Consider the following 18604-nt stretch of genomic DNA (forward strand, 5'->3'; position numbering starts at 1 on the left):
AGGGAGACATCGCGGTGGACGCGGGCAAGTTGGGCTTCGGTCCTGACACCGTCATCCAGGAGCTTGGCTGGGATGAGGACGTCGACGAGGAGCTCCGTGTCGAGATCGAGCGTGTCACCGGCAACAACCTGGTCGACGGGGACCACGGTGACGTCGTCGACGGCGTGATCGTCTGGTGGCGCGACAAGGACGGCGATCTGATCGACGCGCTGGTCGACTCGTTGCAGGATCTCGCCGAGGGCGGCTCGGTCTGGCTGTTCACCCCCAAGGTGGGCCGACCGGGGTACGTGCCCGGTGCCGACGTCGTGGAGGCTGCACCGATCGCTGGTCTGTCGACGACGACCACGGCCTCGGCGTCCGACGACTGGGCCTCGACCCGCCTGACGGCACACAAGCGCTGACGGGCGTGGGCGTCGAGGTCGGTTCGGCTGCGCCGGACTTCAGCCTCAAGAGCCAGCACGGCGAGGACGTCGCGCTGTCGTCGTTCCGCGGGTCGCGCCACGTCGTGCTCGTGTTCATCCCGTTCGCCTTCAGCGGCACCTGCACGAGCGAGCTCGGCGAGATCCGCGACCACCTCGACGCGTTCGCGGCCCGCGACACCCAGGTGCTCGCGGTCTCGTGCGACCACTTCTTCTCCAACCGAGCCTTCTCCGACAGCGAGGGTCTGACGTTTCCCGTCCTCAGCGACTTCTGGCCGCACGGCGAGGTCAGCCGGGCCTATGGCACGTTCAACGCCGAGGCCGGAGCACCCGAACGAGGCACGTACGTGATCGATTCCGAGGGGATCGTGAGGTGGAAGGTGCAGGTGGGAATCGGCGATCGACGCGACCTGTCCGAGGTGCTGTCCGCATTGGCCGAACTTTCCTGAATTCTTCCCAAATTACCTGCGGGTGAACCTGTCGATACGGTTTGATTGACCTGCCGCGGCTGCCAGGGACCCGAGACCTTGGCAGCCGCGGCTCTTGCATGTCCTCGCCGCCGATCGATGCGGACCGGGTGGCCGGCTTGCGGTATCGTTCCGCTGGTCCTGCGGGCGAATAGCTCAGTTGGTTAGAGCATCCGGTTTACACCCGGAAGGTCGGGGGTTCGAGTCCCTCTTCGCCCACATCGGCCACGACCCCGACTAGTCTTTGGTCGGGGTCGCGGCAGTTCCGTCCGCCACCGACGTGAGCCGAACGGAGTCTGCGTGGCAAGCGTGTACCGGCGTGGCAACGACTGGCTGGTCGGATCGCCCGAGCAGCCGTTCACCCGCCTGCGGGCCCGCGTCCAGGTCCTGCTGACGACGTTGCTGATCCTGACCAATGTCATCGGCGCCGGCATCGTGTTCGGCCTGACGTTCCTCATCACGCCGGGCGAGGGGCCGTCCAGCTCCTACCTGACGGCGTTGGCGATCGCGGTCCCGGTGTACGTCGTCGGGGCGGTGGTGATCGGCGCGAGCACGGTCACCGTGAGCGCCCTGCGAGCACTGCGCTGGGCGTTGGAGGAGCGCGAGCCGACCGACGCCGAGCGCCGTACGGCCTTGCGCCTGCCCTTGCGGCTCACCTTGATCCAGTCGCTGTTGTGGTTCGGCGGTGTGATCGTCTTCGGGACGCTCGCGATCGTCATCCAGCCGGGCGCTGCCGTCAGCGCGTTCTTCGCGGTCGGCATCGCCGGCGTCGTGGTCAGCGCGATCGCCTATCTCGTCACGGAGTTCGCGCTGCGGCCCGTCGCGGCACGGGCGCTGGCGGGCCGTTCGAGCACGGACCGGCTCGGCGCCGGCGTGCAGCGCCGCATGATCGTGTTCTGGAGCCTCGGCACGGGTGCCCCGGTGCTGGGCCTGGTCGTCGCGGCGTCCATCGCCCTGACGATCGACGATCCGAGCGTCACGCGCCTGTCGTGGGTGGTGGCTGGTCTGGCTGTCGTGATCCTGGTCTTCGGGCTGCTCGTGACGGTCCTCAATGCCCGCGCGGTCGTCGGACCCATCAAGGCCGTGCAGGCCGCGCTGACCAAGGTCGGCGAGGGCAACTTCGACGTCGAGGTGCGCGTCGACGACGGCACCGAGCTGGGCCTGCTGCAGTCAGGGTTCAACGAGATGGTGCAGGGCCTGCGCGAACGTGAGCGCATCCGGGACCTGTTCGGCCGGCACGTCGGACAGTCGGTGGCCCGGGCCGCCACGGTGGGCGATGTCGAGCTGGGCGGCGAGACCCGCATCGTCTCGGTCCTCATGATCGACCTGATCGGCTCGACGACGTACGCGGAGAACCGGCCGCCCAGCGAGGTCGTCGGCATGCTCAACCGGTTCTTCGAGGTCGTCGTCGAAGAGGTCGATCGGCGCAACGGGCTGGTCAACAAGTTCATGGGCGACGCCGTGCTGGCGATCTTCGGAGCACCCGTCGACCTCGACGATCACGCCACCGCGGCCCTGGCGTCAGCCCGCGTGATCGCCGCACGTCTCACGGCCGAGATGCCGGAGATCGGCGCCGGCATCGGGGTGTCGACCGGCCAGGCCGTCGCCGGCAACGTGGGTCACAGCTCGCGCTTCGAGTACACCGTCATCGGCGACGCCGTGAACGCCGCGGCACGCCTCACCGAGCTGGCAAAGGACGTCGAGGGACGCGTGCTGGTGTCCTCGACCAGCGTGTCCGCCGCGAGCCCCGAGGAGAAGTCGCTCTGGGTCGACCACGAGAGCATCGTCCTGCGGGGCCGCGACGAGCTGACGGACACCTGCCGTCTGGCGTGACGTGCTCGGTCAGCCGATGGCCGTGCCGACCCGCTCGGAGAACTCGACGAGGCGGTTGGAGAAGCCCCACTCGTTGTCGTACCAGCCGAGCACCTTGACCTGTCGGCCGACGGCCTCGGTCAGTGGCGCGTCGAAGATCGACGAGTGCGGGTTGCCGACGATGTCCGCGGAGACCAGCGGCGCCTCGGAGTACTGAAGGTAGCGCCGCAGCGCCTCGGACTCGGCGGCTTCGCGAAACGCAGCGTTGACCTCGTCGACGGTGGCCGCCTGCTTCAGCACGACGGTGAAGTCGGTGATCGAGCCGACTGGAACGGGGACACGCAGCGACGCTCCAGTCAGGAGCCCGTCGAGCTCGGGGATGATCTTGCCGATCGTGCTTGCCGCGCCCGAGGACGTGGGAATGATCGACAACGCTGCCGCGCGTGCCCGGCGCAGGTCCGAGTGCGGCGCGTCGTGCAGCCGCTGGTCGCCCGTGTAGGCGTGGATCGTCGTCATGAGACCGGACTCGATGCCGAACGAATCGCGGAGCACCTTGGCCAGGGGCGCCAGCGAGTTCGTGGTGCAGGAGCCGTTGGAGAACACGTCGTACGAGTCAGGGTCGAGCGCGTCGTCGTTCACGCCGAGCACGAACGTCGGCACGTCGCCCTTGGCGGGTGCCGAGACGATGACCTTCTTGGCGCCGCCCTTCAGGTGGGCCGCTGCCGACCCGCCGTCGGTGTAGCGGCCCGTGGACTCGATGACAATGTCGGCGCCGACGTCGGCCCACGAGATCGCGGCCGGGTCGGGCTCCGCGAACACGGTCATGCGCCTGTCGCCGAGAGTGATGGCGCCGTCCTCGACCCCGACGCCGTCGAGATGGCCGGAGATCGAGTCCCACTCGAGCAGGGTCGCCAGGGTCCGGGCGTCGGTGAGGTCGTTGACCGCGACCACCTCGACGTCTGCGTCGTTGGCGAGGGCCGCGCGCAGGTAGCTGCGGCCGATGCGCCCGAATCCGTTGATGCCAATACGTACGGTCATGTGGTTCTCCTCGGGGTCGTGGTGCTGGAGGGTGCTGCTGCGTGCAGCAGGTCGATGGCGCCGGCGCACGCCTGCTCGAACGGTGCCGGGTCCTGTTGGGCGATGGCGAGCACGTAGCCGCCTTGGATCACCGACATCAAGGTCTGCGCAAGCCGTTCGGCGTCGAGATCCTCCGGCAGCTCGCCCACGGCGATCGCCTCGCGCAGCACGTTCGTCCAGCTCGCGTGCGTCTGTGCGAAGGCGCGCGCCACGGGGGCGAGCAGCACGGGATCCTCGCGGACCTGGGGATCCTGCGTCATGCGGCCGACCTTGCAGCCCTTGAGGGCGTCGCGCTCGCGGGTCAGGTAGGCCTCGATCCGCGCCATCGGATCGCCCGGGCGGTCCAGGTCGGAGGTCGCCGGCAGCGCGTCGTCGACGTTGCGCTCGAGCGCAGCGAGCGCGAGATCCCGCTTGGTGGGGAAGTGGTGGTACATGCTGCCCTGTCCGACGCCCGACCTCTGGCGTACGTCACGGGGGCTCGTGTCGGCGTAGCCGCGCTCCCACAGGAGCTGGCTCATGGTCTCGACCAGAAGGTCTCGGGAGCTCATGGCAACAGCCTATACATACCAGTAGGTACAGAACGAGTCGGGCGCCTCCAAGACGTACGAGTCCCCGGTCCCGAAGGACCGGGGACCGCTGGACGGACGCGTCAGCCGTCGTTGCTGGGCGCTCCGGAGATCGCCTCGACGAGCTCGCCGACGCGGTCCTCCGGCAGGTTCTTGGCGATGTCTGCCTGGCTGACGATGCCGACGAGGTCGTGGCCGTCGATCACCGGCAGCCGACGTACGGCGTGCTCCGTCATGGTGTGGAGCGCCTCCTCGATCGAGTCGTCCGCGCCGATCGTCACGGGCTTGCCGTCTGCGAACTCCCCGGCAGTCCTGGTGTTGGGGTCTCCGCCTTCGGCGATGCAGTTCACGACGATGTCGCGATCCGTGAGCATGCCCTTGAGCCGGTGGTCCTCGCCGCAGATGGGCAGGGCTCCGACGCCGAGGTCGCGCATCTTGCGCGCCGCCTCGACGAGCGTGTCGCCGGCATCGACGCAGTCGGCTCCGCCGGTCATGATCTCTCGTGCTGTGGTCATGTGAACCTCCATCCAGTTGTTGGGGAACACCCGGGCCGTACCCACCGACTCCGCGGCATAACGGCCGGCCTTCGTGGAACGATGTCGCCATGACTCAAGACGGACGTGCCGTGATGGTCCTCGACAAGCCCCTGGTCTGCCAGGTCTGCGGCAACGACCGCTTCCTGCAGCGCGAGATCAAGATGCAGACGACTGGCCTGACGTTCTTCGACCTCGACTTCCTCAACGAGTCCGCCGACGGCGTGGTTTGCGATCGCTGCGGCTACGTCCACATGTTCGCGGCGCGCGTCCACGAGTGGCAGTGAACGTCTCAGTCGATGCCGACGCCTGACGTCCGCGCGATTGCTGCGCGGCTTCGGGCGTCGGGCAGCGTGTTCGCCGAGGACGAGGCCGCGGTGCTCGTCGCCGAGGCGCGGACGTCCGACGAGCTGGAGTTGATGATCGAGCGGCGGGTTGCCGGACTGCCGCTCGAGGTCATCGTCGGGTGGGCTGAGTTCTGCGGTCGGCGCATCGCGGTCGAGCCAGGTGTGTTCGTGCCGCGCAGGCGGACGGAGGCGGTGGTCCGCGAGGCGGTCGCTGTCGGGCGTACGGGCGCGGTTGTGCTCGATCTGTGCTGCGGGACCGGGGCCGTCGGGGCTGCGATCGATGACGCGCTGGGTGGCGTGGAGCTCTATGCGTCGGACGTCGACACCGCCGCAGTGAGATGCGCGCGTCGCAACCTCGAGCCGCTCGGGGGTCTGGTGTTCGAGGGCGACCTGTACGAACCGTTGCCGGCATCGCTGCGGGGGCGCGTCGACCTGCTCGTGGTCAACGCACCGTACGTGCCGACGGATGCCATTGCGCTCATGCCACCCGAGGCGCGCGACCACGAGCCCCATGTGACCCTCGACGGGGGAGCGGACGGCATCGGCATCCAGCGGCGGGTGGCTGCCCGCGCGAGTGAGTGGCTGGCGCCCGGGGGACACCTGCTGATCGAGACGAGTCGTGAGCAGGCCGCCCTGACGAGTGCGGCGTTCCGCGAAGGTGGGCTGACGCCGGAGGTGCGCCGAGCCGAGGACGTCGACGGAACTGTCGTGATTGGCGGACACGCCCGTTGATTCAGTGCCACCATGCGTCATGCGAGTGCGAGAGCTTGTCATCGGCGCCGTGACGGTGGCCTGCCTGGCTGCCTGCACGTCCGGCTCAAACGAACCGGCGAAGTCGAAGCCGACCAAGGACGTCGTCCGTACGATCGATCCTTCGAAGGCCACGACGATGAAGCTCGGCGAGGACCTCAAGATCGTCGCCCAGCTGCCGAGCACGTTCGAGAAGCAGGACACCTACTTCCGCGGTTTCACCGCGGACGGGAAAGTCCTGGGAAGCGTGTCGCTGCCCGAGAAGCCGAAGAACGACGGGATGGTGGGCGGCGAGCTCACGACGCAGGCATACCCCGTGCTGTACGACGTGGCGACGAAGAAGTTCACCGTCCTGGACCACCGCAAGCGCAGACGGAACACGGCGGTCTGGAGCATCGTCAGCTCGGGCGACTTCGTGGTGTGGCTGGAGTCTCCCGAGACCACCGCCAGCAGCTCCGCCGTCGCGATCTACTCGTACGACCGGCGCAGCAAGAAAGTCGCGGAGCTGTTCAGCACGGATCCTCCCGACAGCATCATGAACGGGGGCGACGATCTGGCCGTCTGGGATGGCACTGCGTACTTCAGCAGGTTCGCGTGCTGCCGGAAACGTGACCGCGGGAACGCCGCGGTGTACTCGGTGCCGATCGACGGTTCTGCTCCGGCCACGGTGCTGGTCAAGGGCGGCAAGTGGGTGGACCTCGCTGGGGGTTCCCTGACGTACGAGATGAGGGACAAGCAATTCAGCCGCGACCTCGAGACCGGTGAGACGAAGCCGGTGCCGGTCAGCCCACGTGCGAAGGATCCGGGCTTCTGCGGGGCCGAGCTCACCGCGTCGTTCGAGACCTTGTGTCTGGGCCGCCCATCGATGGTGGAAGGTGAAACTTTGGTGGACGACGCCGCGCTCACGATCACAGAGACAGCGGGCAGGACGACGGTCCTCCAGCCGTTCCCGGTCGAGGCGGACAGCGACTCCGCCCCCCGCCACGTCGTTCCCATCGGTCCGTGGGTCGGCGTCACGATGACCGATGCCGGCGGCGCCGATCGCCTGTTCCTCGTCGACCTGGAGTCGAAGGCGGTGAAGGCGTTCCCCAGCAACTCCGCGTTCGCAGCGGTGAACGACGACAACACGCAGGCGCTGCTGAGGATCGAACGCTCTGGGCAGAAGACCTGGCCGCAGCTCATCGTGCAGATCCCGCCGGTGAGCTGACACGCGTCCTGTCCACAGCCTCACGGCCGCAGCGCGACGCTGTCGGGCCCGGCTGACACAGTGGGGTCATGCCTTCGACGACGAGCACCGAGCTGGACGCCACCACCGCCCTGCGCACGCTGACCGGGCGCGACGACGCGGTCTTCCACGACGGGCAGCTCGAGGCGATCCAGGCGCTCGTCGACGACCGGCGACGGGCGCTCGTCGTGCAACGGACCGGCTGGGGCAAGTCGGCGGTCTACTTCATCGCGACGCTGCTGCTGCGGCAGCGTGGCTCGGGCCCGACGCTGCTCGTCTCGCCGCTGCTGGCGCTGATGCGCGACCAGGTCGCGGCCGCCTCACGCGCTGGCGTACGAGCCGTAGCCATCAACTCGGCCAACCCGCACGAGTGGGCGGACACCCAGGCCAAGCTCGCCGCCGACGAGGTCGACGTGCTGCTGGTGTCGCCCGAGCGGCTCAACAACCCGCGCTTTCGTGACGAGCAGCTGCCGGCCCTGATCGACCGCATGGGCATGCTCGTGGTCGACGAGGCGCACTGCATCTCCGACTGGGGCCACGACTTCCGCCCCGACTATCGCCGCCTCGCCGAGCTGATCGGCCGGCTGCCCAGCGACCTGCCGGTGCTCGCCACCACGGCGACGGCCAACGCCCGCGTCGTGACCGACGTCGCCGAGCAGCTCGGATCCGCCGACCAGGTGACCACGATCCGCGGCTCCCTCGCCCGTACGTCCTTGCGCCTCGGCGTGCTCGAGCTGACCGGCTCCCGTGACCGCCTGGGCTGGCTGCTGAGCCACCTCGCCAAGCTACCGGGCAGTGGCATCATCTACACGCTGACCGTCTCGGCGGCCGAGGACACCGCCCGCCTGTTGCGCGAGGGCGGTCACGCCGTCCGGGCCTACACCGGCCGGACGGACCCCGAGCAGCGTGAGGACCTCGAGCGGCAGCTCAAGGACAACGAGCTCAAGGCCCTCGTCGCGACCAGCGCGCTCGGCATGGGATTCGACAAGCCCGACCTCGGGTTCGTCATCCACCTCGGAGCCCCGTCGTCGCCCGTCGCCTACTACCAACAGGTGGGCCGCGCGGGCCGTGCCACCGACAACGCCGACGTCCTGCTGCTGCCCGGGCGCGAGGACGCCGAGATCTGGCACTACTTCGCCACGTCCTCGATGCCGAGCGAGGAGCGGGCCGCGGCCGTGATCGGCGAGCTGAGCGACACGCCGCTGTCGACGCCTGCGCTCGAGGCACTCGTCAACATCAGGCGTACGCCCTTGGAGCTGCTGCTCAAGGTGCTCGACGTCGACGGGGCTGTGCGCCGCGTCCAGGGCGGTTGGGTCGCAACCGGTCAGCCGTGGACGTACGACCGAGAGCGCTACGAACGCATCGCCGAGGCGCGTGCCGCGGAGCAGAAGTCGATGCTCGACTACGAGCGCGCCTCGACCTGCCGCATGGAGATCCTGCAGCGCGACCTCGACGACCCCACAGCCGCACCCTGCGGGCGGTGCGACAACTGCACCGAGCCGTGGTTCCCCACCGACGTCGCCGCCGACGCCGCCCGGGTGGCCTCCAGCACGCTCGACAAGGTGGGCGTCGAGATCGAGCCTCGGGCGCAGTGGCCCACCGGCGCCACCCGCCTGGGCGTCGAGGCCAAGGGCAAGATCCCCGAGGACGAACGATTCGAGCCCGGCCGTGCGGTCGCCCGTCTCACCGATCTCGGGTGGGGCGGCGTGCTGCGTGAGCTGTTCGCGCCAGGCGTTCCCGACGCGCCGGTCACCGACGAGCTGCTCGGCGCCTGCGTCCGGGTGCTCAAGGACTGGGGCTGGGCGCAACGACCGGCTGCCGTCGTGAGCGTGCCATCGAGGTCGCATCCTCAGCTCGTCGACTCGCTGGCCCGGGGCATCGCGCGGATCGGCCGGCTCGAAGACCTCGGGTCGCTCGACCAGACCGGTGAGGGCTCGGGCGGTGGTCCGGGCGGCAACAGCGCCTACCGGCTCGCGGACGTCTGGGGCACCTTCGGCGTCAGCGATCGGCTCGCGGCTGGCTTGTCGGCCCTGGGCGGCCAGCCGGTGCTCCTGGTCGACGATCGCATCGACAGTCGCTGGTCCCTGACGGTCGCTGCCCGGGAGCTGCGCCGCCACGGTGCCGGCTCGGTCCTCCCGCTCGCGTTGGCGGTCGTCGCCTGAACTGACGGCGCCCCAGATGACCGGCGAGTGAACGCTTGCCGAAGGGTCGGCACGGGGGCCGGTTCTGGCTTGGAACCCGTGGTTTCGTCCTGCAACCTTCTTGTGGCAGCCAGCCACGAGCTCTCGGACAGGACGAAATCAGGATGCGGTCGATCGACTCTCGCAGCGGAGTTCTGGCAGGGATCCTCGGCGCGACTCTCGCGCTGACGGCGTGCGGTGGACCAAGCGCGACAGCCGCATCAGGCGCCTCGTCGGCGGTGCGCATCTCGGCCGGCGTCGACGACTGCGGCAAGGGCTGGACGTCGCCGCACGACGGACGCCAGACGTTCGAGATCCACAACACCACCGTCGCCGGCGAAGAGGTGCACCTCGAGAACGCGGCCACCGGTGCGCTCTACCTCGACGTCGAGAGCCTCGGCGCTGCCGCGCGCCAGAAGGCCACCGTGACGCTCGGCAACGGGACCTACCGGTTCGTGTGCCTGCCGGCTGATGGCGAGGCTGCCCTCGGTGCCAAGGTGACGATCACCGGCTCCAAGGCCGTCGTCGGTGCGACCCCTGCACTGAAGCCGGTCACCCGCAACGAGCTGATCCCGGCGCTGAAGTCGTACCAGGCCTGGGTCCAGGGCAGGCTCCCCGTGCTCCAGACCCAGGTGCAACAGCTCGAGTCAGACCTCAGGGCCGGCGATCTCTCCGCCGCGCGAGCGAGCTGGCTCACCGCCCATCAGACGTACGAGACCTTGGGCGCCGCCTATGGCGCCTTCGGCGACCTCGACACCGCGGTCAACGGGCTGCCGGCGCCGGGCAAGACCGCGAGGCAGGACCGACACCTCGAGGGCTTCCACCGGATCGAGGCCCTGCTCTACGGCGGGGCGCCGGCCAGCGACATCGCCCCGTACGCGTCACGGCTGGTGCGCTCGGTCTCGGCGTTGCGGTCGGCGTTCGCGAGCGGGCGGGTCGATCCGGTCGACATCGGCCTGAGGTCGCACGAGATCCTCGAGAACGCGCTCGAGCTCGAGCTCACCGGCCGGACCGACGCCGGCAGCCACACCGCGCTGGCGACCGTCGACGCCAACCTGACCGGCACGCGCGAGGCCCTCGCGCCGCTCCGCACGATCCTCGCGGCCCGCTATCCCGACCTGCCGGCGACGAAGCGAGCACTCGACACCGCGCAGCACCTGATCCGTACGTTCAGGCGCACTGACGACGCGTGGACGCCGCTCCCGGCACTGACCCGCAGCCAGCGGGAGAAGGTCAACGCCGAGATCGACGCGACGCTCGAGCTGCTCGCACCCGTCGCGGCGATCTGCGACCCGAGGAGGACCTCATGAGGCGCCATCCCGAAGCCACCGGCGTCAGCCGCCGCAACCTCCTGGGCGGAGCAGCGGCCGGCGCCGCCGCCGTCGCAGCCGGCTCGACACTGCTGCCCAAAGCGGCGAGAGCGGCGAGCGCGGCGACCGACACCGCTGCTCACCGGTACGCCTTCGAAGGCATCCACCAGCGTGGCATCCTCACCCCGCCGCAGGCCCAGGCAACCTATGTGGCGCTCGACGTGACAGCGTCGTCCAAGGCCGAGCTCGCTGACCTGTTCCGCACGATCACGTCGACGGCCCGGTCCCTGACGAAGGGCGGGACCCCTCCGGACACCGGCTTGGCGACACCACCGTCGGACTCCGGAGTGCTGGGCCCGGTGGTCCCGGCCGACGGCCTGACGGTCACGACGTCCGTCGGAGCGTCGCTGTTCGACGACCGGTTCGGCCTGGCCGCCCGCAAGCCCGCACGGCTGCGTCGCATGGAGGACTTCCCCAACGACGACCTCGACCGCACGGTGTGTGACGGCGACCTGCTGCTGCAGATCTGTGGTCACCACCAGGACACGACGCTGCACGCCCTGCGCGAGATCACCCGCGCCACCCGCGGAGTGATGCAGGTGCGCTGGCGTCGTGACGGCTTCCACTCACCGCCTCGACCGGCGGGATCGTCGCGCAACCTCATGGGGTTCCGCGACGGCTCGGCCAACCCGTCGACCGCGGACGCGTCGCTGATGCACGAGCTGGTCTGGACCCGGTCCGGCGGCGACGAGCCCGACTGGGTCGATGGCGGCAGCTATCACGTCGTGCGCCAGATCCGGATGCTCGTGGAGTTCTGGGACCGCATCTCGATCCGTGAGCAGGAGAACATCTTCGGCCGCCGACGCGACAGCGGTGCGCCGCTCACTGGCTCCAAGGAGACCGACGTGCCGGACTACGCCGCCGACCCGTCGGGCGAGGTGATCCAGATGGACGCGCACATCCGCCTTGCCAACCCACACACGGCGCGTGCCAAGAAGCAGCAGATCCTGCGTCGCGGCTACAACTACGACGGCGGCACCGACGCCAACGGCAACCTCGACATGGGCTTGATCTTCACGTGCTTCAACGCCGACCTGGAGCGCCAGTTCGTCGCGATCCAGAAGCGTCTCGCCGACGAGCCCCTCGTCGACTACGTCTCGCCGTTCGGGGGTGGCTACTTCTTCGCCCTCCCCGGCGTGCGGGACCACCAGGACTGGCTGGGCCGACGGCTGCTCACCTGAGCCGTCGCCCAGCCACACGCAACACCCACCCCCCGAGAAGATGAGGAACGAATCATGGTGACAAGGACCAAGCGTCTGCGCCAGGGCGCGATGGCGCTCATGGCAGCAGCCGGTCTCGTGGCCGGCGGCGTGCAGCTGTCGGCCGCAAGCGCACATCCGCGCGTGGCACACCAGAGCGGGCGCACCTCCCGCACCAAGACCCCCATCAAGCACCTGGTGGTCCTGTTCGACGAGAACGTCTCGTACGACCACTACTTCGGCACCTATCCCAAGGCCGCGAACTCCGACGGCGTGACGTTCCACGGCTCCAGCCGTACGCCCAAGAACAACAACCTCGTGACGTCGGGTGCGCTGACCGACAACCCCAACGCGTACGCGCCGAGCCGGCTCACGCACGCGCAGAACGCGACGTGCAGCCAGAACCACAACTACACGCCGGAGCAGAAGGCCGTGAACGGCGGTGCGATGGACAAGTTCGTCGAGTCGACCAGCGTCGACACCTGCACCGGCCTCTACGGCAGCCCCGGTCTCGCGATGGACTACTTCGACGGCAACACCGTCACCGGTCTGTGGAACTACGCGCAGAACTACGCGATGAGCGACAACAACTGGGACACCACGTTCGGCCCGTCCACCCCGGGCGCGCTCAACCTCGTGTCGGGCCAGACCCATGGCGGCACGGCGTACGACCCGAACACCGGGGCAGCGCTGACCGGGTCCACCGCCGTCGCGAGCCCGAACGCCTCGGGCGTCGGCACCGTGATCGGTGACCCCGACCCGGCGTACGACGACTGCTCCGACAACGACCACACGGCGACCTCCGCCGTGGTGGGCATGTCCGGCAAGAACATCGGCGACCGGCTCAATCAGCAGGGCGTCACGTGGGGCTGGTTCCAGGGCGGCTTCACCCCGTCGACCGCCTGGGACGGGACCGAGGGGCACTACGCGAAGTGCCAGACGACCACGACGAACAGCATCGGGCAGAACGTCCGGGACTACTCGCCGCACCACTCTCCGTTCGAGTACTACAAGTCGACCTCCAACCCGCACCACCTCGCACCGAAGTCGCTCGCCGAGGTCGGTCACAACGGTCGGGCCAACCACAACTACGACCTCAGCTACTTCAACCAGGCGGTCAAGGCCAACACCCTGCCCGCGGTGTCGTTCGTGAAGGCCCCCGAGGCGCAGGACGGTCACGCGTCGTACTCCAGCCCGCTCGACGAGCAGAAGTTCCTCACCCGTGAGATCAACGCGATCCAGAAGTCGAAGTCCTGGTCGAGCACTGCCATCGTCGTGACGTACGACGACTCGGACGGCTGGTACGACCACGTGGCGCCGACGATCCTCAACGGTTCGGCCGATCCCGCCACGGACCAGGCGGTCTGCACGACCGCTGCCGCGAAGTCGGCGACGGCTCCGGCCGGTGGCTACGCGGATCGCTGCGGACCGAGCCAGCGCCTGCCGTTCGTGGTGATCTCGCCGTTCGCGAAGCGCAACTACGTGTCGCACACCAGGCTCGAGCAGCCCTCGGTGCTGAAGTTCATCGAGCAGAACTGGGGTGTGTCGGGCATCGGTGACCACGCGTTCGACTCCCGGGCGAACACGTTCACGGCGATGTTCGACTTCCGGCACCCGCAGCAGCACACCGTGCTGCTGCGGTCGGACGGCACCGTCAACTCGATGCCGCCGGTCAAGGTCAAGGCGGGCTGACCTGCCCGACGCCGTCCCGCACGAGGCCTCCACGGCTCGTGCGGGACGGCGTCGCCGGTTTCACTACAGTGGCGGCATGCCCACACTGCGTGACGTCGTCAGCGTCCTCGACGGTTTGTACGACCCGCGGTGGGCCGACAGCTGGGACGCCGTCGGCACGGTCGCAGGTGACCCCGATGCGGAGGTCACCAAGGTGCTGTTCGCCGTCGACCCCGTGCAGGCCGTCGTCGACGAGGCGGTCGCCTGGGGCGCCGATCTCGTCGTCACGCACCACCCGCTGTGGCTCAAGGGCGTCACGAGCGTGGCGGCGACCTCACCCAAGGGCCGCGTGGTGCACACCCTGATCAGCAACGGCATCGCGCTGCACACCTGCCACACCAACGCCGACAGCCCCGCGCTCGGCGTCTCGGAGTCGATGGCGCTGGCGCTGGGGTTGTCGAACGTACGTCCGCTCGAAGCCGATCCGGCCGACCCGACCGACAAGTGGGTCGTGTTCGTGCCCGAGGCCGACGCCGACCGGGTCGCCGCTGCCATGCATGCCGCAGGCGCGGGGCGGATGGGTGACTACGACTCGGCGCAGTTCCGGTCGACCGGCACGGGATCGTTCCGCCCCCTCGACGGCGCCGACCCGGCGATCGGCCGGGTCGGCACGGTCGAGCACGTCGCCGAGGCGCGGATCGAGATGGTGGCCGAGCGGCGGGTGCGCGACGACGTACGGGCTGCGCTGATGGCTGCTCATCCGTACGAGGAGGTCGCCTACGACGTGCTCGAGCCCGCCGCCGAGGCGGCGGATCGCGGCAGCGGCCGCATCGGGACGCTCGGCTCGGAGATGACCCTGGCAGCCTTTGCCACGCACGTGTCGGACCGGCTGCCGGCACACCACAGCGCGACTCGTGTGGCCGGTGACCCGAAGCGTTCGATCCGCACGGTGGCGCTGTGCGGCGGATCGGGCGACTTCCTGCTGGCCACGGCCGACGCGGCCGGCGCCGACGTCTACGTCACGTCGGACCTGCGGCACCACCCGGTCAGCGAGCACCTCGAGAAGCCGGGCGCGTGTGCCGTCGTCGACGTGCCCCACTGGGCGGCAGAGTGGACCTGGCTGCCCGTGGCGTCGCGTGCGCTCGCCGAGCGGTTGGCCGGCGTCGAGACCAAGGTCTCGACGCTGGTGACCGATCCCTGGACGTCGCACGTTTCGTGACAGCCGGCCGGATCGAGCGGCCCGTGGCGGAGAACTTTGAGCCGGTACGGTAGCCCTTGTGAAAGCCGACCCCACCGCCCAGTCCGCCCTGCTCGACCTGCAGGCACAGGACTCCGCCCTCGCCCAGCTCCAGCACCGCAAGAACTCGCTCCCGGAGCACGCCCAGATCGCTGATCTGCAGGCCAAGGCTAAGGAGCTCGACGGGGCACGGATCGAGGCCGACACCGAGGTGTCCGACCTCAGCCGCGCACAGAAGAAGGCCGATGCCGAGGTCGAGCAGGTCAAGACCCGGCGTGCCCGTGACGAAGAGCGGCTCAACTCCGGTGCGATCAGCAACCCCAAGGACCTCGAGAGCCTCCAGCACGAGCTCGTCGCCCTCGAGCGCCGCATCTCGACCCTTGAGGACGACGAGCTCGAGGTCATGGAGAAGCTCGAGGAGGCGCAGACCCGGTTGACCGCTCTTGAGTCAGACCTCAACGCCATCAACGAAGACCTGGCCCAGGCGGTCGCCGCACGCGACGCCGCGATCGTCGTGCTCGACGAGCAGGCTGCGGCGGCTCAGGCCGACCGCGCCCAGGCGGCGACCGGCGTGCCCGACGAGCTCATCGCGCTCTACGACAAGGTGCGCGCCCAGTACGGCGGACTCGGCGCGGCTGCCCTGCGGGCTCGCAGGTGCGAGGGCTGCCGGCTCGAGCTCAACGGCGCCGACCTGCGTGACATCACCGCCGCTCCGGAGGACGACGTCCTCCGCTGCCCCGAGTGCGGCCGCATCCTCGTACGTACGGCCGAGTCCGGGCTGTGACCTCGCGGATCATCATCGAGGCCGATGGTGGCTCGCGCGGCAACCCGGGTCCCTCGTCCTACGGCGCGCTGGTCCGGGACGCCGACACCGGGACCGTCATCGCCCAGCGGGGCGAGACGATCGGCATCGCCACCAACAACGTGGCGGAGTACTCCGGACTGATCGCCGGTCTCGAGATGGCCCGTGAGCACGCACCCGACGTCATCGACGTCGAGGTGCGGATGGACTCCAAGCTGGTCATCGAGCAGATGGCCGGCCGGTGGAAGATCAAGCACGCCAGCATGCAGCCGCTCGCGGAGCAGGCTCGGTCCCTCCTGCCCCACGGCACGGTCACCTGGACCTGGGTGCCGCGCGAGCAGAACACGGCGGCCGACGCGCTCGCCAACGCCGCACTCGACGACGAGGCGGCGGGTGGGCCCGGCACGGTCGGCGGCGCAGCGCCTCAGACGCAAAGTGCCCAGCTCGGCTGGCGAGGCGGCTCATCGGGCGAGCCGACCACGATCGTCCTGCTGCGCCACGGCGTCACGACAGCGACCGAGCGCAAGGTGTTCTCCGGCAGTGGGGGAGACGACCCGAGCCTGACCCCCACCGGCGTCGAGCAGGCCCGCCGGGCCGCGGCCTGGCTCACACGGCTCGGCGGCGTCGACGCGATCGTCTCGTCGCCGATGCAGCGCACGCGCGAGACGGCGGCCGTCGTGGCTGCCGAGCTCGGCCTTGACGTCGACCTCGAAGCCGGACTGGCGGAGACCGCGTTCGGCGAGTGGGACGGCTTCACCTTCGCCGAGATCATGGAGCGCTGGCCGAGCGAGCTGAATGACTGGCTCGGGTCGTCAGCGGTGGCACCGCCCGGTGGCGAGCCGTTCGACACCGTCGCCGAACGCGTGGCAGCTGCACGTGACCGGATCCTCGAGGCGTACGCCGGCAAGACCGTCGTCGCGGTCAGCCACGTCACGCCGATCAAGCTGCTGGTGCGACTCGCACTCGATGCGCCGATGCAGGTGATCTACAAGATCGAGCTGTCGCCCGCGTCGATCACGACGATCCAGTGGTTCCCGGACGGTGCGGCCTCGGTCCGCAACGTCAACGTCGTCCCGGAGTAGCTCCGAGCGACTCAGACCTCGGCGACGACGATGTCGAGGCGCTGGCCCTCTCGCTCGACGGTCCAACCGAGATCGGCGAGCACGCTCTGCAGCTCGTCGAGCGTACGAGGATCCGCACCTGACTCCAGCAGCCCGCGCACGATGCGGCCCTTGGTCGCCTTGTTGAAGTGGCTGACGACCTTGCGTGCCCCGCCGTGCTCGTGCAGCACCCGCATCGTCGCGGTGCGCTCGGCCAGCTCTGCAGGCGGCTTGCCGAGGGCGGTGTACGTCCCGGAGCGCAGGTCCACGAGCAGCCCGTCGCCCGCCAGCTCACCCATGACGCGGGGGAGCGGAGCACGCCACCGGCCCGCGACGGTCCCGAGCCGAGGCAGCGTCACGTTGCCCGACAGCCGGTAGGCCGGGATCAGGTCGTCGGGCCGGAGGAGCCCGAACAGGGCGCTGGCGATCGCGAGGGACTCATCGGCCCGCTTGCGCGACGCGTCGTCGAGGCTCGGCAGGTCGAGCTCGGAGAACAGCACGCCGGTGTAGATCTCGTCGGCGCGTGCGGTCGGCTCATCCAGCAGCATCGCGTTGACGGCGATTGCCTCAGCCTGCGTGGTCCCGAGGCCGAGGACCTCCATGGCGCGCTTCGGGTTGCCGTTGCAGAGCTTCACGAGCGTACGCAGGAGCTGTGCGCGCACCGGCGTGAGCCGGCCGAAGGACAGCGTGTCGAAGTCGAGAGGTGCGCCGGACTCCGGGCGGGTCTTGCCCTCGGAGGGCGGCAGCAGGATCAGCACGGACCGACCCTACAGACTCACCAGATGAGCGAGGTCCACGCCCAGAGCACCACGGTGCAGATGACCACCAGCGCGGGAGTCGTCGCCAGCCCGAGCAGATGGAACTCCCGTACGGTCGACAGTGCCCGGCCGCCGGACTGTCGCCACAACAGGTTGGCCAGCGACCCGACCATGGTCAGGTTGGCGCCGACGTTGACGCCGATGAGCAGCGCCAGGATCGCGAGAGATCCGGCTGAGTCGGCGGCTGGCAGGAGCAACAGGGTCGCCGGCAGGTTGTTGATGAGGTTGGCGGCGACCATCGCCACCAGCGCGGTGACCAGCAGTGCGCCGAGCCCGGTTCCGGCCGGCATCGCGTCGGTGAACCACCCGCCGACGGCAGTCGTGCCGAGCCAGGACACGAGGAGCGCCCAGGCCAGGACCACGACGGCGAGGGGGAGGTTCGCGGCGTCGATGAGATCACGCCAGGACGCGGTGCGCCGCACCAGGGCGTACACGCTGACGAGGATCGCTCCGGCGGCCGCGGGAATCCACGGCGTGGTCCCGCTCGCGAGGGCGAGCAGGACGACCAGGACGACGGCCAACGGGAACAGTGGGAGAGCGCGCGGCTCGCCGACCGGCGTCGCGTACGGCTCGCGCGTCTCCGCGCGGAACCACCACCTCAGGACGACGTACTCACCGGCGACGGCGACCACCCAGACCGGGAGCATCGCCCACGTGAAGCCCACGAACGTCAGACCGGTCGCTCCGAACACGAGCAGGTTCGTCAGGTTCGACACCGGCAGCAGCGTCGAGCCGGAGTTGGCCAGCCGCACCGTGGCGTACGCGTGCGACCGGTGCGCGCTGGCGGCGATGAGGATCGGGGTCAGCAGCACCACGGTGGCGTCCAGGCTGAGAACCGCTGTGACCGCGGCGGCGAGACCGACGCTCCAGGCCAGCAGCCTGACGCTCGACCCGCCGGCTGACCTCGACACCCGGTCACCCAGCACGTCGAACAGGCCCTCGTCGGCGCATGCCTGCGCCAGCACCATGATCGCGACCAGGAAGCCGACGATCTCTGCCAGCGAGCCCAGGTCGTGTGTCACCCCGAGGAC

Annotated in this window: 18 protein-coding genes and 1 tRNA gene; 14 read left to right on the forward strand and 5 right to left on the reverse strand. The window is 69.5% G+C overall.

What is annotated here, in order from left to right; translation table 11 throughout:
* Positions 1-14 precede the first annotated feature (14 nt).
* The 4 genes from ASC61_RS14730 (at position 15) to ASC61_RS14745 (ending at position 2719) form a co-directional block, all read left to right on the forward strand.
* Positions 15-401 (forward strand): DUF3052 domain-containing protein, encoded by a 387-nt coding sequence (locus tag ASC61_RS14730; protein ID WP_082530690.1) that lies wholly within the window; start codon positions 15-17, stop codon positions 399-401.
* Between the two features lie 5 nt (positions 402-406).
* Complete coding sequence (locus ASC61_RS14735) at positions 407-868, forward strand: peroxiredoxin (protein ID WP_056213131.1); 462 nt, start codon at positions 407-409, stop codon at positions 866-868.
* Positions 869-1031: 163 nt separating this feature from the next.
* Positions 1032-1105: transfer RNA gene (locus tag ASC61_RS14740), tRNA-Val, on the forward strand.
* 81 nt (positions 1106-1186) lie between these two features.
* Positions 1187-2719: an adenylate/guanylate cyclase domain-containing protein gene (locus tag ASC61_RS14745; protein WP_056213132.1), complete on the forward strand. Its 1533-nt coding sequence runs from the start codon at positions 1187-1189 to the stop codon at positions 2717-2719.
* Between the two features lie 9 nt (positions 2720-2728).
* On the opposite strand, the gene gap is transcribed toward ASC61_RS14745, so the two are convergent.
* From gap to ASC61_RS14760, 3 genes are all read right to left on the reverse strand, one after another.
* Positions 2729-3736 carry a type I glyceraldehyde-3-phosphate dehydrogenase gene (gap, locus tag ASC61_RS14750; protein ID WP_056213135.1) on the reverse strand — a complete coding sequence of 336 codons (1008 nt, stop codon included), beginning with the start codon at positions 3734-3736 and terminating at the stop codon, positions 2729-2731.
* A complete protein-coding gene (locus ASC61_RS14755) occupies positions 3733-4323 on the reverse strand; it encodes a TetR/AcrR family transcriptional regulator (RefSeq protein ID WP_056213137.1) in 591 nt (196 codons plus the stop codon). The genes gap and ASC61_RS14755 overlap by 4 nt, the downstream gene beginning before the upstream one ends.
* A 101-nt stretch (positions 4324-4424) precedes the next feature.
* Positions 4425-4856, reverse strand: a complete 432-nt coding sequence (locus ASC61_RS14760) for a CBS domain-containing protein (RefSeq protein WP_056213139.1) — start codon at positions 4854-4856, stop codon at positions 4425-4427.
* Between the two features lie 89 nt (positions 4857-4945).
* On the opposite strand from ASC61_RS14760, the gene ASC61_RS14765 reads away from it, so the two are divergent.
* From ASC61_RS14765 to ASC61_RS14810, 10 genes are all read left to right on the forward strand, one after another.
* Positions 4946-5161 carry a zinc ribbon domain-containing protein gene (locus tag ASC61_RS14765; RefSeq protein ID WP_056213141.1) on the forward strand — a complete coding sequence of 72 codons (216 nt, stop codon included), beginning with the start codon at positions 4946-4948 and terminating at the stop codon, positions 5159-5161.
* A gap of 12 nt (positions 5162-5173) precedes the next feature.
* Positions 5174-5953 carry a putative protein N(5)-glutamine methyltransferase gene (locus ASC61_RS14770; RefSeq protein ID WP_056213143.1) on the forward strand — a complete coding sequence of 260 codons (780 nt, stop codon included), beginning with the start codon at positions 5174-5176 and terminating at the stop codon, positions 5951-5953.
* A 25-nt stretch (positions 5954-5978) separates the two neighbouring features.
* On the forward strand, positions 5979-7178 hold the full coding sequence (locus ASC61_RS14775) for a hypothetical protein (RefSeq protein WP_056213145.1): 1200 nt from the start codon (positions 5979-5981) through the stop codon (positions 7176-7178).
* Between the two features lie 68 nt (positions 7179-7246).
* On the forward strand, positions 7247-9358 hold the full coding sequence (locus ASC61_RS14780) for a RecQ family ATP-dependent DNA helicase (protein WP_056213147.1): 2112 nt from the start codon (positions 7247-7249) through the stop codon (positions 9356-9358).
* Between the two features lie 143 nt (positions 9359-9501).
* Positions 9502-10686 (forward strand): EfeM/EfeO family lipoprotein, encoded by a 1185-nt coding sequence (locus tag ASC61_RS14785; protein WP_082530691.1) that lies wholly within the window; start codon positions 9502-9504, stop codon positions 10684-10686.
* Positions 10683-11927, forward strand: a complete 1245-nt coding sequence (efeB, locus tag ASC61_RS14790; protein ID WP_056213151.1) for an iron uptake transporter deferrochelatase/peroxidase subunit — start codon at positions 10683-10685, stop codon at positions 11925-11927. Before ASC61_RS14785 ends, efeB begins: the two co-directional genes overlap by 4 nt.
* A 54-nt stretch (positions 11928-11981) precedes the next feature.
* Positions 11982-13637, forward strand: coding sequence for a phospholipase C (locus ASC61_RS14795; RefSeq protein WP_082530692.1), 1656 nt, complete (start codon positions 11982-11984; stop codon positions 13635-13637).
* A 76-nt stretch (positions 13638-13713) separates the two neighbouring features.
* Entirely contained in the window at positions 13714-14835 is a 1122-nt protein-coding gene (locus tag ASC61_RS14800) for a Nif3-like dinuclear metal center hexameric protein (RefSeq protein ID WP_056213153.1), read from the forward strand.
* Between the two features lie 58 nt (positions 14836-14893).
* Entirely contained in the window at positions 14894-15637 is a 744-nt protein-coding gene (locus ASC61_RS14805; RefSeq protein WP_056213155.1) for a zinc ribbon domain-containing protein, read from the forward strand.
* A complete protein-coding gene (locus ASC61_RS14810; RefSeq protein WP_056213156.1) occupies positions 15634-16737 on the forward strand; it encodes a bifunctional RNase H/acid phosphatase in 1104 nt (367 codons plus the stop codon). The genes ASC61_RS14805 and ASC61_RS14810 overlap by 4 nt, the downstream gene beginning before the upstream one ends.
* 11 nt (positions 16738-16748) lie before the next feature.
* On the opposite strand, the gene ASC61_RS14815 is transcribed toward ASC61_RS14810, so the two are convergent.
* Entirely contained in the window at positions 16749-17513 is a 765-nt protein-coding gene (locus tag ASC61_RS14815; RefSeq protein ID WP_056213158.1) for a YaaA family protein, read from the reverse strand.
* Positions 17514-17530: 17 nt separating this feature from the next.
* Positions 17531-18595 (reverse strand): SLC13 family permease, encoded by a 1065-nt coding sequence (locus ASC61_RS14820; protein WP_056213160.1) that lies wholly within the window; start codon positions 18593-18595, stop codon positions 17531-17533.
* Positions 18596-18604 lie beyond the last annotated feature (9 nt).

Source organism: Aeromicrobium sp. Root344 (genome assembly GCF_001425755.1).
In the GTDB taxonomy this organism is placed as follows: Bacteria; Actinomycetota; Actinomycetes; order Propionibacteriales; family Nocardioidaceae; genus Aeromicrobium.

Excerpts from the sequence above, each read along its gene's own strand:
- gap (WP_056213135.1), bottom strand. The coding sequence starts at position 3,736 with ATGACCGTACGTATTGGCATCAACGGATTCGGGCGCATCGGCCGCAGC.
- ASC61_RS14755 (WP_056213137.1), bottom strand. The coding sequence starts at position 4,323 with ATGAGCTCCCGAGACCTTCTGGTCGAGACCATGAGCCAGCTCCTGTGG.
- ASC61_RS14760 (WP_056213139.1), bottom strand. The coding sequence starts at position 4,856 with ATGACCACAGCACGAGAGATCATGACCGGCGGAGCCGACTGCGTCGAT.
- ASC61_RS14765 (WP_056213141.1), top strand. The coding sequence starts at position 4,946 with ATGACTCAAGACGGACGTGCCGTGATGGTCCTCGACAAGCCCCTGGTC.
- ASC61_RS14770 (WP_056213143.1), top strand. The coding sequence starts at position 5,174 with ATGCCGACGCCTGACGTCCGCGCGATTGCTGCGCGGCTTCGGGCGTCG.
- ASC61_RS14780 (WP_056213147.1), top strand. The coding sequence starts at position 7,247 with ATGCCTTCGACGACGAGCACCGAGCTGGACGCCACCACCGCCCTGCGC.
- ASC61_RS14785 (WP_082530691.1), top strand. The coding sequence starts at position 9,502 with ATGCGGTCGATCGACTCTCGCAGCGGAGTTCTGGCAGGGATCCTCGGC.
- efeB (WP_056213151.1), top strand. The coding sequence starts at position 10,683 with ATGAGGCGCCATCCCGAAGCCACCGGCGTCAGCCGCCGCAACCTCCTG.
- ASC61_RS14795 (WP_082530692.1), top strand. The coding sequence starts at position 11,982 with ATGGTGACAAGGACCAAGCGTCTGCGCCAGGGCGCGATGGCGCTCATG.
- ASC61_RS14800 (WP_056213153.1), top strand. The coding sequence starts at position 13,714 with ATGCCCACACTGCGTGACGTCGTCAGCGTCCTCGACGGTTTGTACGAC.